General features: G+C 73.6%; 11 protein-coding genes. 4 read left to right on the forward strand and 7 right to left on the reverse strand.

Annotated elements, in window-relative coordinates; translation table 11 throughout:
* Positions 1 to 3 precede the first annotated feature (3 nt).
* On the reverse strand, positions 4 to 1,281 hold the full coding sequence (locus ACTJK8_RS23970; RefSeq protein ID WP_012322450.1) for an NAD(P)/FAD-dependent oxidoreductase: 1,278 nt from the start codon (positions 1,279 to 1,281) through the stop codon (positions 4 to 6).
* A 148-nt stretch (positions 1,282 to 1,429) separates the two neighbouring features.
* Here ACTJK8_RS23970 and ACTJK8_RS23975 point away from each other — a divergent pair, with 148 nt between their 5' ends.
* The gene (locus ACTJK8_RS23975) at positions 1,430 to 2,770 is read left to right on the forward strand and encodes a glutamate--tRNA ligase (RefSeq protein ID WP_440762614.1); all 1,341 of its coding nucleotides are present in this window, start codon (positions 1,430 to 1,432) and stop codon (positions 2,768 to 2,770) included.
* Positions 2,771 to 2,828: 58 nt separating this feature from the next.
* Here ACTJK8_RS23975 and ACTJK8_RS23980 read toward each other — a convergent pair whose 3' ends face one another.
* From ACTJK8_RS23980 to ACTJK8_RS23995, 4 genes are all read right to left on the reverse strand, one after another.
* Positions 2,829 to 3,605, reverse strand: coding sequence for a class I SAM-dependent methyltransferase (locus ACTJK8_RS23980; RefSeq protein WP_024828022.1), 777 nt, complete (start codon positions 3,603 to 3,605; stop codon positions 2,829 to 2,831).
* 16 nt (positions 3,606 to 3,621) lie between these two features.
* Positions 3,622 to 4,830, reverse strand: coding sequence for an MFS transporter (locus ACTJK8_RS23985; RefSeq protein ID WP_024828021.1), 1,209 nt, complete (start codon positions 4,828 to 4,830; stop codon positions 3,622 to 3,624).
* A 91-nt stretch (positions 4,831 to 4,921) separates the two neighbouring features.
* A complete protein-coding gene (locus ACTJK8_RS23990; RefSeq protein WP_440762615.1) occupies positions 4,922 to 7,018 on the reverse strand; it encodes an OmpA family protein in 2,097 nt (698 codons plus the stop codon).
* Between the two features lie 79 nt (positions 7,019 to 7,097).
* On the reverse strand, positions 7,098 to 8,171 hold the full coding sequence (locus tag ACTJK8_RS23995; RefSeq protein ID WP_440762616.1) for a DUF2865 domain-containing protein: 1,074 nt from the start codon (positions 8,169 to 8,171) through the stop codon (positions 7,098 to 7,100).
* 159 nt (positions 8,172 to 8,330) lie between these two features.
* On the opposite strand from ACTJK8_RS23995, the gene ACTJK8_RS24000 reads away from it, so the two are divergent.
* Positions 8,331 to 8,843 carry a CreA family protein gene (locus ACTJK8_RS24000; protein WP_012322457.1) on the forward strand — a complete coding sequence of 171 codons (513 nt, stop codon included), beginning with the start codon at positions 8,331 to 8,333 and terminating at the stop codon, positions 8,841 to 8,843.
* 51 nt (positions 8,844 to 8,894) lie between these two features.
* On the opposite strand, the gene ACTJK8_RS24005 is transcribed toward ACTJK8_RS24000, so the two are convergent.
* Entirely contained in the window at positions 8,895 to 9,242 is a 348-nt protein-coding gene (locus tag ACTJK8_RS24005) for a hypothetical protein (RefSeq protein WP_012322458.1), read from the reverse strand.
* 310 nt (positions 9,243 to 9,552) lie between these two features.
* Between ACTJK8_RS24005 and cysS the strand changes: the two genes are divergently transcribed.
* Positions 9,553 to 10,950 carry a cysteine--tRNA ligase gene (gene cysS, locus ACTJK8_RS24010; RefSeq protein ID WP_012322459.1) on the forward strand — a complete coding sequence of 466 codons (1,398 nt, stop codon included), beginning with the start codon at positions 9,553 to 9,555 and terminating at the stop codon, positions 10,948 to 10,950.
* 114 nt (positions 10,951 to 11,064) lie between these two features.
* On the forward strand, positions 11,065 to 11,844 hold the full coding sequence (locus tag ACTJK8_RS24015) for a trypsin-like serine protease (RefSeq protein ID WP_012322460.1): 780 nt from the start codon (positions 11,065 to 11,067) through the stop codon (positions 11,842 to 11,844).
* An 82-nt stretch (positions 11,845 to 11,926) separates the two neighbouring features.
* Here ACTJK8_RS24015 and ctrA read toward each other — a convergent pair.
* A partial coding sequence (ctrA, locus tag ACTJK8_RS24020) for a response regulator transcription factor CtrA (protein WP_440762617.1) occupies positions 11,927 to 12,593 on the reverse strand: 667 nt, incomplete at its 5' end.

Below are 12,593 nucleotides of genomic sequence, written 5' to 3' on the forward strand. Positions count from 1 at the left end.
CCCTCAGAGCAGCCGCGGCCAGCGCAGGAGCCGCTCCGGCGCGAAGGCCGCGACCGGCACCGCCGGGTTCCGGCGGGTGGCGAGGTCGGCGACGATCTCGCCGGTGATCGGGCCGGTGGACAGGCCGATATGACCGTGGCCGAAGGCGAAGAGCAGGCCGTCGTGCCGCGGGGCGCGGCCGATCACCGGCATCCCGTCGGGCGTCGACGGGCGGGAGCCGAGCCACGGCGCGTTGTCCAGCGGCCCGCCGAGCCGCAGGGTGCCGGCCGCCTCGCGGGACGCCGCCTCGATCTGCGTGTGGTCGGGGGCGGCGGCGCGGGCGTTGAGTTCGACACCGGACAGGACACGGACCCGGTGCTCGCCCATCGGCGACAGGATCGAGCCCGCGCCCGTGTCGAGGACAGGCCGGGTCAGCGGCGGGCTGTCCGGATGCAGGGCGTAGTGGCGATGGTAGCCGCGCTCGGCCGCCACCGCGAAGCGGTAGCCGAGAGTCCGGGCGATCGCCCCGGAGGCGGCGCCGGCCGCGAGGACGACCTGCCGGCCCCGCACGGCGCCGCCGTCGTGATCGACGCGCCAGCCACCGGCCTCGGGCTCCAACCGGGCGACGCTGCCGCGCAGGCGGCGGCCGCCGAGGCCGGTGAACAGGGCCTCGCACGCCTCGATCAGCCGGCCGGGCTCGCGCACCGATCCCGTCTCGGTGAGCAGCATGGCCCGCGCGTAGGGCCGCACCAGCGCCGGCTCGACGGCCTGCAGCGCCGCCGTGTCGAGGATGTCGAACGCGACTCCGTGCGCGGCCAGGATCTCGCGCTCCAGGGCGGCGGCCGCGAAGGCCGCCTCGGTGCGGTAGGCCTTGATCCAGCCCGTCCGCTGCAGCCGGTCGCCGGTGCCGGCCCGGGCCGCCAGCCGCTCGTGGGCCGGATAGGCGGCGCTGGTCAGCGGCAGCAGCGCCGCGGCCGCGCGGCGCCAGCGGGATGCGCGCGCAGCCGCGAGGAAATGCGCCGTGTAGGGCAAGATTCGCGGGAGATGCGCGTAGTGCAGCCTCAGGCCGCGATCGGCGTTGCGCAGGTAGGCCGGGAGCTTGCCCCACAGGGCCGGGCTCGACATCGGCAGGATCGAGCCGCGGCTGACCACGCCGGCATTGCCGTAGGAGGTCCGGGCTCGCGCCTCGCCGGGATCCAGCAGGACCACGTCGAGCCCGCGATCCCTCAGCGCGATGGCGCTGGCGAGGCCGACCATCCCGCCGCCGACCACCACGATGTCGGCCGTCTCATCCGTCGCCATGCCGCTCACATCCCGCCCCGCACCACGCGCGCCCTTCTGACGGGTTTCCCGCCTCCTGGGTAGCGGGCCGCCGCGGGTCGGCGCATCGGGCCGGTGTGATCGTGAAGTCCCGCGCACATTCCCGCGGAGATCGGCTAGAGAGCGAGCCATGACTCTCGTCCGCTTCGCACCCTCGCCGACCGGGTATCTCCATATCGGCAACGCCCGGCCGGCCCTGCTCAACGCCCTGTTCGCCCGCCGGACCGGCGGCCGCTTCCTGCTCCGCCTCGACGATACCGACGCGGAGCGCTCCACCGAGGCCTTCGCCGAAGCGATCGGCGAGGATCTCGCGTGGCTCGGCATCGTGCCCGACCTGTTCGCCCGGCAGAGCGCCCGCACGGCGCAGCACAACGCCGCCGCCGACCGCCTGCGCGCAGCGGGCCGGCTCTACCCCTGCTACGAGACCCCGGAGGAGCTGGAGCGCCGCCGCAGGCGCCAGCTCGGGCGCGGCCAACCGCCGATCTACGACCGGGCGGCGCTGCGGCTCACCGGCGACGAGCGGGCGGCGCTCGAGGCCGAGGGCCGCCGGCCGCACTGGCGGTTCCTGCTGGAGGCGCGGACCGTCGGCTGGGACGATCTCGTCCGCGGCCCGGCCCACGTCGACTGCGCGTCCCTGTCGGATCCGGTGCTGATCCGCGCCGACGGCAGCTACCTCTACACGCTGCCGTCGGTGGTGGACGACGCCGATCTCGGCATCACCCACGTGATCCGCGGCGAGGACCACGTCACGAACACCGGCGTGCAGGTGCAGATCTTCGAGGCCCTGGGCGCGGCCGTTCCGGTCTTCGGCCACCACAACCTGCTGACGACCGCCGACGGGGAGGGCCTGTCGAAGCGCCTCGGCCACCTGTCGCTGCGCGGCCTGCGCGAGGCCGGCTACGAGCCCGCGGCGGTGCGCTCGCTGGCGGTGCTGACCGGCTCGGCCGAATCGGTCCGGGCGGTGCCCGACCTCGACACCCTCGCGGGCCTCGTCGATCTCGGGGAGATCTCGCGGGCGCCGGCCCGGTTCGACCCGGCGGAGCTCGACGGCCTCAACGCCCGCCTGATCCACGCCATGCCGTACCGGGAGGCGGCCGCGCGCCTCGCGGATCTCGGGATCCCTGAGGACCGGGCCGAGGCCTTCTGGCTCGCGGTGCGCGCCAACCTGAGCCGGGTCCCGGAGGCGGCGCCGTGGTGGCGGGTCGTGACCGGTCCGGTCGAGCCGGTGCTCACCGAGCCTGCCGTGATCGCGGCCGCCATCGAGACCCTGCCCCCCGAGCCGTTCGGCCCGGAGACCTGGAAGGCGTGGACGACCGAGATCCGGACTCGCACCGGCGCCAAGGGCCGCGGCCTGTTCATGCCGCTCCGGCTCGCGCTGACCGGCCTCGAGCACGGGCCGGACCTCGCCGGCCTGCTGCCGCTGATCGGGCGGGAGCGGGCGGCGCGCCGGCTCTCCGTCGCGGCCGCCTGAGCGACCCGGCCCGGACAGCCCCGCCGGCGTTCGTAATCCTGGGCCGTTCGGCGGCGGTTCAGCGGCCGGGTCGCGGGCGCGCCTCGATCAGCGCGGCATCGAGCAGGAAGCTGCCGTCGGCCTCGATGCCGAAATGCGCCGCGACCTCCGCGGGCGCCGCGACCTGCAGCGCCCGGATCGCCGCGACGTGGGTCTCCGGCGTCCGCATCCGGGCGATCCAGCTCGCGAACTCCATGCGCGGCCGGCTCGGCGTCGCGTCGCCGGGCTCGAAGCCCGCCGCCTCCAGCAGGGCCCGCCATTCCGAGACCCTGTAGTCGCGCACGTGCGAGGGGTCGCGCAGCAGCTCCACCGCCTGGAGGTGCGTGTCGAGCAGCGGATCCTCGGGCGCGACGATGTCGCTGACGACGAGGAATCCGTCCGGCTTCAGCACCCGACGCGCCTCCGCCAGGGCCGCAGGCACGTCGCGCCAGTGGTGGGCGCTGTAGCGGGTCAGGACCGCGTCGAAACGCGCGTCCGGGAACGGCAGGGCCTCCGCGCCGCCCTGCCGGGTCTCGATCCGGTCGAGCCCCCGCCGCGACGCCTCGGCGGCGACCGCCGCCAGCATCTCGGCCGACAGGTCGTAGGCCGTGACGCAGGCCCCGGCCGCCGCCGCCGCGAAGGCGACGTGGCCGCCGCCGCAGCCGAGGTCGAGCACCCGCAGGCCGGGCCGCGCGCGGACCCGCTCGCCGATCCGGTCGAGGTCGGCGCCCGCCGCGTGCACGGCGCTGGTCACGTAGGCGGAGGCCTGCGCGCCGAACTGGTCGACGACGTGTCGGGTGTGGCTGCGGGCGTTCATCGGCGGATCTCCCAGTTCAGGTCGCGAGCGGCGGCAGGCGGGACAGCCGCAGGGCGATCGTCAGCGCCAGACCGTACAGCCCGCCCACGAACAGAACCACGCCGTTCCACCCGGAATGGGCGAAGAACCAGCCGCCCGCGGTCCCCAGGACCGACGAGCCCAGATAGTAGAGGCCGAGATAGATCGCCGAGGCCTGGGCCCGGTCGCGCAGGGCCCGCCGCCCGACCCAGCTGCTCGCGACCGCGTGGGCGCCGAAGAAGCCCACCGTCGTCACCACGATGCCGGCGAGGATCAGCAGCAGGTGATCCGAGAGCGTCATCACGATGCCCGCCAGGCCGACGGCCGTGGCGACCCAGAGGACGCGGCGGCGGCCGAAGCGGCTCGCCAGCTCGCCGGTGACCGGGCTGCTGACCATGCCGGCGAGGTAGACGGAGAAGATCAGTCCGATCACCGCCTGGCTCAGCGCGTAGGGCGGCTCGAGCAGGCGGAAGCCGATGTAATTGTAGATGCAGACGAAGCCGCCCATCAGCAGGAACGCCTCGGCGAAGAGCCAGGGCAGGCCGGCGTCGCGGAAATGGTGGGTGAAGCTGCCCGGCACCTCTGCCCAGGCGAGCCGGCGCGGCACGAAGCGGCGCGAGGGCGGGAGCCACCGCCAGAACGCCAGCGCGGCGGCGAGCGCGAGGCCGCCGATCACCGCGAGCCCGGCGCGCCAGCTCACGAAATCCGCCATCACGCCGCTGATCAGGCGGCCCGACATGCCGCCCAGCGCGTTGCCGCCGACGAGCAGGCCCATCGACAGGCCGATGGCCTTGGCGTCCATCTCCTCGGCGAGATAGGCCATGGCGACGGCCGGGAGGCCGCTGGCCGTCAGCCCCGTGAGCGCGCGCAGTGCCAGGAAGCCGTACCAGCCGGGGACCAGGGCGGCCACGACCGTGAGCAGCGCCGAGGCGACCAGCGAGGCCAGCATCACCGGCTTGCGGCCCCAGATCTCCGAGAGCGGGCTGACGACCAGCAGCGCCACCGCCAGCAGCCCGCAGGGCAGCGACAGGGCGAGGCTGCTCGCGGCCGGCGAGACGCCGAAATCGTCCGCATAGATCGGCAGGAGCGGCTGGACCGCGTAGAGCACCGCGAAGGTCGAGAAGCCGGCCGCCGCCAGCGCCAGAGCCGTGCGGCGGAAGACCGGTGTGCCCGACCGGATGAGCCCGCCATCCGTCTCGCTGTCCATCGTCGTCCCGCGCCGCTGTCCTCTACCGGTGGTGAGGCGCGAAGGCTTGAGGGTCAACTGCCGCGCGGGACATGCCCGCGCGGCGGTCGTTTCACCGAGGCGGCGGCGGTGCCGCCTGGCCCTGACCCTGATCCGGCCCCTGCTGCAGCAGCGGCGTGATCCGCTGGACGACGACGCGGCGATTCTCCCGCGACGGGCCCTGCGTGTTCACCTTGAGGTACTGCTCGCCGTAGCCCTGGGTGGTGAGGTTCTCCGGCGGCACGCGGAACTGCTCGGTCAGCACGGTCGCCACCGCCTGGGCACGCCGGTCCGACAGGGACAGGTTGTCGAGGGCTGAGCCGACGGCGTCGGTGAAGCCTTCGATCAGGAACACCTCCCGCGGGTTGGCCTGGATGGCGCGGTTCATCGCGCCGGCGATCCCCGACAGCTTGGCCGCCTGATCGGGCGTGACGGTGAACGAGCCGGTGTCGAAGGTGATCGTGTTGATGTCGACCGAGCGCAGCCGGGCGCGGAGGTCCGGGCTGTAGCGGATCTGATCGAGCGTGTACCGGCGATCGACCTGCACCACCGGCGGCGCCGTCAGCGCCTCGTAGACCTCCGCCTCGTCGGCCTGGGCGTAATCCACGACGTAGCGGTCCCGCGGGATGCGGATCTCCGGGGGCGGCAGCACCACCACGTCCTCGTAGATCGGGCGGAGCGGGCCGGCATAGCTGTTGTCGATCAGGATGAGCTCGCGACCGTCGCGATAGCGGAGGTAGCGGCGCAGCATCCGCCCGTCGTCGTTCGTGACGGTGACGATCTGCTCGCCGCCGGGCCGGTCGACGTAGCTGTAGAAGTCGGCGCCCCGCCGCTCGAACCTGTAGCCGCGCGGGTCCAGGCTGCGGAAGCGCTCGTTCTCGTCGTGTCGGATCAGGTAGCCGTCGCGGTCCTGCACGATGATGCGGCCCGGCTCCCGGTAATAGGTCCGGCCGTCCTCCCGGAACTCGCGGCGGTCGGTGCGGACCTGCTCGAAGTCGCGCACGGCGTCGTTCTGGCGGAAGCCGCCGGGCACGTAGCCCGGCTGTCCCGGCCGGTTGAAGGCGCTCGGGTCGGTCGGACCGCCCGGACCGCCCGGACCGCCCGCGGGCGGCGGGGCCTGTCCGGGAGCGGGCGCCTGGCCCGGCGGCACGAACGGCCGTCCCGGGATCCCGGGGGCCATGTTGGGCGGCACTGGCCGCGCGGGCTCCGCGGCGGGGGCGCCGTTGGGCTGGGCCGGCGCCCGTCCATCGGGCTGGGCCCCCTGCGGCTGGAACGGCCGCCCCGGAACGCCTGGGGCCGCGTTGGGCGCCTGCGGCCGGCCGGGCTCGGCGCCGGGACCGCCGTTCGGCTGGGCGCGGTTCTCGGGCTGGCGGTTCTCGGGCTGGCGGTTCTCGGGCTGCGCGTCGAGGCGCTGGGCCGGCCGACCGGGTGCGCCGGGGGGCGCGTTCGGCGGCTGGGGCCGATCGCCGGGCGCACCCGGACCGCCCGGACGCTGGCCCGGCGCACCGCGATCCGGCGCGGATCGGTCGGGAGCCGCGTCGCGCTGCGCGGGACGGTTCGGCTGGTCATCCGGGCCGGGGCGGTCCCGGTCCGGTGCCTGGCGCTGCTGCGGCGCCGGCGGACGCTCGGGCGCAGGGCGTCCCTGGGGCGGCGGGGCCTGATCGCGATCCGGAGCCTGCTGGCGCTCGGGCGCGGGCCGTCCGGGGGTCGGCCGCTCCTGCGGCCCGCGATCCGGACGATCCGGCTGCTGATCCCGCCGCTCCTGCTGCCGCTCCTGCTGCCGCTCCTGCTGTCGATCCGAATGGCGGTCCGGCCGATCCGGCGCCGGCGGACGGGCCGCAGGCGGCTCCGGCCGGCGCTCGGGCGCGCGCTCCCGCTGGGGCGGTTCGGCCTGCGGCTGGCGCTGGGCGGGCGGCTCGGGACGCTCGCGCGGCGGCGCACGCTCCGGCCGGGGCTCCGGCCGCTCGCGCTCGGCCGGCGGGCCGGGACGCTCCTGCGGCGGCCGCTCGGGGCGCGGACCGCCGTGCGGGGGCTCGCCGCCGCGGGGACCGCGCTCGTCCGGTCCGCCCTGCGCCACTTGGATCCGGCCCGGCGCGGCATCGGCGAGCTGCACGAGCGTGAGTGCCGGCAGCACCGTGCCGGTGAGGAGGATCAGGCGGAGCAGGCGCATCGCGGTCTCGTCTCGGTTCAGGCCGAGCCGAACACCGGACGCCGCGATTGGTTCCGCGTCCCGGGACGCGGAACCGGCTTCAGGGCGTGAGGCGCTGGGGCACCGCGATCACGTCGGGCGCGATGATGCGCACGGCAACGTGATCCGGCTTCGCCTCCGCGGCCTTCGCGCCGTCGGCCGCGGCGGGCTCGACCTTCGCGTCGTCGCGGCCGGGGCCGCCCTTCGTGTCGACGCCCGCACGGCCGGCGGCGTCGGCGGCGAGTTCTGCCGCGGTCCGGTCGGCCCGGCCGACGAGGGTCAGGCGCACCTTCGGCCGGGACAGCGCCTCGGCCTGCATCGGCGTCACGAAGATGTCGCCCTTGTGCCGGACCAGCATGCTCTCGGCCTTGACCAGCGACTGCGCCCAGGACTTGCCCTCCGGTTTGCAGGAGCAGTTCGGAACGAATTCCTTGCGGAATTTGAAGGCGTTGGCGAGGTTCGCGTAGGCCCGGCTGCCCTTCACCGAGGCGGCGTGCTTCAGGGCATCGTCGCCGTACGGCATGGAATAGGCCTGCGCCTCGGTCCCGGGGCAGAGGGCCTGGCACATCTCGTCGGCGCCGCCGCGGCCCTCGGGCAGGTTCTTCATCGGGAAGAAGCCGCCGTCGCAGGTGCGCACGCAGACCATCTGCGGCCCGCCCCGGCCGTAGGCCTCGCCGGAGCCCGCGGAGGCTTCGCGCGGGGGGCAGGTGGAGGCGACCAGCCCCTGGAGTTCGCGCTTGCGGGCGCCGCTGTCGTCGATCACGGCGCCGCCATAGGTGGCCTTGAGGGCGCGGATCCGCTGCTCCACCGCGCCGCACTGCGGCGGCCGCGTGTCGAAGAACAGGAACTTGCCGCCCTCGCAGTTCAGGCCGCGGAAATAGGCTTCGAGGCGCCCGATCTCGTCGTTCAGGGCGCGCGTCGTGCTGGCGCCGCTCTGGATCGAGGCCAGCTCCGCCCGGTAGCGCCGGCACTGGGGCGACGGCAGTTGCGGCGCCGGCCGCGCCTCGGCGGGCGGCGGTCCGGACGCGGCCTCCTGCGCGCTGGCGGAGACGGCGAGCGAGTGGGACAGTCCGAGGGCTATGGCCGCGCTCAGGACGAGGCGGCCGAGCGTACGGACGATCGGGCGGTGAGGCATAGGCTGCATCGCGTTGATCGGGTGCGCGGCGATCCGGAGAACCCGGGCCCGCGCGCATCCGCGCTTCGGAACGGAAGCGGGGCCATTCTACGCCCCCTCGCAAGACCGCGACACCCCTCCTACATCCGGCCGGCAAGCGTGAGGGGGAATTGACCGGCGATGTTGTTTCGGAGTCTCACCTATGTTGGGCTTCTCGCACTGGGCCTGACGGCGGCCGGTACGGCCTCGGCGCAGGAGCCGGACCGGATCTTCGACAAGTCGACGGTCTGGCGCCCGCTGACGCCCAACGACAAGCTCGTGGTCTACGGCGTCGACGATCCGGCGGTCTCCGGCGTGGCCTGCTGGTACACCCAGCCCGAGAAGGGCGGGATCAAGGGCACGCTGGGCTTGGCCGAGGACGTCTCGGACATCTCGCTGGCCTGCCGGCAGACCGGGCCGATCGCCTTCAAGGGCAAGATGAGCCAGGGCGAGGTGGTGTTCAGCGAGCGCCGATCGCTGATCTTCAAGTCGATGCAGATCGTCCGCGGCTGCGACGCGAAGCGCAACACGCTGATCTACATGGTCTACTCGGACAAGGTCATCCAGGGTTCGCCGAAGAACTCGACTTCGGCCGTCCCTCTGGCGCCCTGGGGCACCGAACCGGCGCAGAAATGCGCCGACTTCATGAAGTGAGCCGCGCGGGGTCGACAGGGCGTCCCGGGGACCGGGGCGTCCGCGGCTCCCTCAGTCCTGGCAGGTGATCCGGATCGGGCGCTCGGAGGGCGCCGGGACCGGCTGGCTGATCGCACCGGTGTACTCGTCGGCGGCGGCGACCCCGTAGGAGTTCGCCGCGGCGTAGCCCTGGGCCTCGCACCACGCGTTGGCGACCACCTGCCCGCAGGCGCTGCCCGGCGTCGTCAGGCACTCGCCGACGCCGTAGCCGTCGCTCGACGGGATCAGGAAGGTCTTCTCGACGTGGGCCGGCGCCTTCGCGGGCGTCTCGCCGTCGGTGCCGGCCAGCGCGACGTGGGTCAGGCCCGCACAGGCGAGAACGGTGGCGAGAGCGAGGGAACCGGCGGCCGAGCGTCGCATGGATTGTCCTTGGGCACAGGATCTGTGGCGTGAGGATCGTGGCCCGGACGGTCCGACGGCGCGGTTAAGGAAGCCTTACCCGCATGGCGCGCAGGCCATCTCGAATTCCTCACGCTTTTGGGTTAGCCCCATCGCGCGGGCCGCGCCGTCGCCGCGATGCAACAGGATGCTGTGCCGGGGCTGGCGGATCCGCCACGTTTCGGCCGCTCTTCGCCGCGCGGGGCCCTCAGGTCGTTGAAGGCAGGGCCGGATTTCCGGCCACGGCTCCGGTCCGGACGTCATCCCGGGCGCCGGCAAAGGGATGGGTTTCATGGCGCCGATGTTGCGGCTCTACAACACGCTGACCGGCGCCAAGGAGGCCTTCGCGCCGATCGACCCGCAGCATGTCCGCGTCTACGCCTGCGGCCCGACGGTCTACGACGCCGCCCATATCGGCAACGCCCGACCGATCATCGTCTTCGACCTGCTGTTCCGGCTGCTGCGCCACCTCTACGGGCCGGAGCACGTCACCTACGCCCGCAACGTCACGGACGTGGACGACAAGATCAACGCCCGGGCGGCCGAGCGCGGCGTCAGCATCCGCGAACTGACCGACGGCACGCTCGCGCAGTTCCACCGCGACGTGCGCGACCTCGGCGTGCTCATGCCGGAGGACGTGAACCTCACGGGCGCGCGGCCCCGCTTCGTCGAGCCCCGCGCCACCGACCACATCGTCGAGATGGTCACGATGATCGAGGCCCTGGTCCGGGCCGGCCACGCCTACGTGGCGGCGGATCACGTGCTGTTCGACGTCCCCTCGATGCCGGATTACGGCGGCCTGTCGAAGCGGCCCCTCGACGAGATGGAGGCGGGGGCCCGGGTCGAGGTCGCCCCCTACAAGCGCTCGCCCCTCGACTTCGTCCTGTGGAAGCCCGCGAAGCCCGGCGAGCCGTCCTGGCCGTCGCCCGCCGGGATCGCGGTCGCCGGGCGGCCGGGCTGGCACATCGAGTGCTCGGCCATGTCGGCCAAGCATCTCGGCCGGACCTTCGACATCCACGCCGGCGGCATCGACCTGATCTTCCCGCACCACGAGAACGAGGTGGCGCAGTCGCGCTGCTGCTTCGGCACGCCGGTGATGGCCAATGTCTGGCTGCACAACGGCTTCCTCCAGGTGGAGGGGGAGAAGATGTCGAAGTCGCTCGGCAACTTCATCACCATCCGCGACGTGCTGAACGACTGGCCGGGCGAGGTCGTGCGCCTCACCATGCTCAAGACCCAGTACCGGCAGCCGATCGACTGGACCCTGCGCGGCCTGGAGGAATCGGCCCGCGTGCTCGACCGCTGGTACAACGCCGCCGGCGACGCGCCCGCCGCGTCCGACATCCCCGTCGGCGTTGTCGAGGCGCTCTGCGACGACCTCAACACGCCGGCGGCGATCAACGAACTTCACCGGCTCGCGGGCGGCGCGGAGGCGCAGCCCGGTGCGCTGCGCGCCGGCGCGAATCTCCTCGGCTTCCTCGCGCGCACCCGCAGCGACCGCGAGCAGGATCAGGTCGCGGCCTCGGGGGTCGACGTCGCGGCGGTCGAGGCGCTGATCGCCGCGCGCCGCGCGGCCCGCGCCGCCAAAGACTGGGCCGCCTCCGACCGGGCGCGCGACGCCCTCGCGGCGATGGGCGTCGCCGTGAAGGACAACAAGGACGGCACCACGACCTGGACGGTGGCGCGCTGATCGCGGAGCCGGCGGCCGATGACACGGATGTGACGGGGACCGCGTCCTCGCGCCCGCTTGCGCGGCGCGGGCGGCATCTGTGGTCCGGGGACTCGCGGCGGAGACGAGCAGCACGTGACCAGCTTCGGGACCACCTTCCGGACCGTCGGGGCGCGGCGCGCCGCCGCCGCGTCGGCGCTCACCCTCGGTCTGGGCCTGGCAGGCCCGGCCGCCGCGATCGACGGCGGGTCGGCCGCCGGCCGTGATGCCCTGGCGCAGGCCACCGTGGCGATCGGCACGATCACCCAGCCCGAGGAGGCGCTGAAGCTGACCCGCTGCACCGGCGTGCTCATCGCGCCGGATCTCGTGCTCACGGCGGCCCACTGCGTGAACGGCGATCCGCTGGGCGCGCTGGTTGTGTTCTTCCGGGGCAGCGAGCCGGCGCGGCCGGTCTACGGTGCGCGGGTCGCCGCCCGCTACAGCCCCGATCCGGGGGAGATGCTGCCGAACGAGGCGTCGGGCGTCAGCCTCTCCGATCTCTCCCTCGACCTCGCGGTCCTGCGCCTGACCGACCCGGTGCGCGACCGGCGGCCCGTGCCGCTGGCGGCGGATCCCGGCCGCGTTCCGAAGAGTCTGCGCATCGCCGGAGCCGGCCTCTCCGGCCGGACCGTCGGACGCCTGCGCACCGCCACGCTGACGCCGGTCGCGGCGAGCAGCACCGGGCTGACCATCGCCCGGGCCAACGGCGCCCGGGTCTGCTTCGGCGATTCGGGCGGCCCGGTCGTCGCGCAGGATCGCCGCGGCACCTACATCTGGGGCGTGGCCAGCGCGGTGATCAGCCGGGCCGCGCCCTGCGGGGGCTACGTGGTGATCGCGCCGGCCGCGCAGGTCTTCTCCGCCACCGGGACGCGGTGAGGGCTTCGGACACCGCCGGAACGCGAAAACCCCGCGCGGCCGGACCGCGCGGGGTTTTTCACGGGACGGTGCGACCGGCGGATCAGACCGCCATGCGCTCCTCGCCGTCCATCGGCTCGCGCAGCACGTAGCCGCGGCCCCAGACGGTCTCGATGTAGTTCTTGCCCTGGCTGGCGTTCGCGAGCTTCTTGCGCAGCTTGCAGATGAAGACGTCGATGATCTTCAACTCGGGCTCGTCCATGCCGCCGTAGAGATGGTTGAGGAACATCTCCTTGGTGAGGGTCGTGCCCTTCCGGAGCGAGAGGAGTTCCAGCATCTGGTACTCCTTGCCGGTGAGGTGCACCCGGGCGCCGCCGACCTCGACGGTCTTCTGGTCGAGGTTAACGATCAGGTCGCCGGTGGTGATGACCGACTGGGCGTGACCCTTCGAGCGGCGCACGATGGCGTGGATGCGCGCCACCAGCTCGTCCTTGTGGAACGGCTTGGTGAGGTAGTCGTCCGCGCCGAAGCCGAGGCCCTTCACCTTGTCCTCGATGCCGGCCATGCCGGACAGGATCAGGATCGGCGTCTTCACCTTCGCCACGCGCAGCGAGCGGAGCACCTCGTAGCCCGACATGTCGGGCAGGTTCAGATCGAGGAGGATGATGTCGTAGTCGTACAGCTTACCGAGATCGACACCCTCTTCCCCGAGGTCGGTGGTGTAGGTGTTGAAGTTCTCGGACTTGAGCATCAGCTCGATGCTCTGCGCG

This window comes from Methylobacterium sp. 22177 (genome assembly GCF_052045615.1).
GTDB classification, from domain to species: Bacteria; Pseudomonadota; Alphaproteobacteria; order Rhizobiales; family Beijerinckiaceae; genus Methylobacterium; species Methylobacterium radiotolerans.

Excerpts from the sequence above, each read along its gene's own strand:
- ACTJK8_RS23970 (WP_012322450.1), bottom strand. The coding sequence starts at position 1,281 with ATGGCGACGGATGAGACGGCCGACATCGTGGTGGTCGGCGGCGGGATG.
- ACTJK8_RS23975 (WP_440762614.1), top strand. The coding sequence starts at position 1,430 with ATGACTCTCGTCCGCTTCGCACCCTCGCCGACCGGGTATCTCCATATC.
- ACTJK8_RS23980 (WP_024828022.1), bottom strand. The coding sequence starts at position 3,605 with ATGAACGCCCGCAGCCACACCCGACACGTCGTCGACCAGTTCGGCGCG.
- ACTJK8_RS23985 (WP_024828021.1), bottom strand. The coding sequence starts at position 4,830 with ATGGACAGCGAGACGGATGGCGGGCTCATCCGGTCGGGCACACCGGTC.
- ACTJK8_RS23990 (WP_440762615.1), bottom strand. The coding sequence starts at position 7,018 with ATGCGCCTGCTCCGCCTGATCCTCCTCACCGGCACGGTGCTGCCGGCA.
- ACTJK8_RS23995 (WP_440762616.1), bottom strand. The coding sequence starts at position 8,171 with ATGCCTCACCGCCCGATCGTCCGTACGCTCGGCCGCCTCGTCCTGAGC.
- ACTJK8_RS24000 (WP_012322457.1), top strand. The coding sequence starts at position 8,331 with ATGTTGTTTCGGAGTCTCACCTATGTTGGGCTTCTCGCACTGGGCCTG.
- ACTJK8_RS24005 (WP_012322458.1), bottom strand. The coding sequence starts at position 9,242 with ATGCGACGCTCGGCCGCCGGTTCCCTCGCTCTCGCCACCGTTCTCGCC.
- cysS (WP_012322459.1), top strand. The coding sequence starts at position 9,553 with ATGGCGCCGATGTTGCGGCTCTACAACACGCTGACCGGCGCCAAGGAG.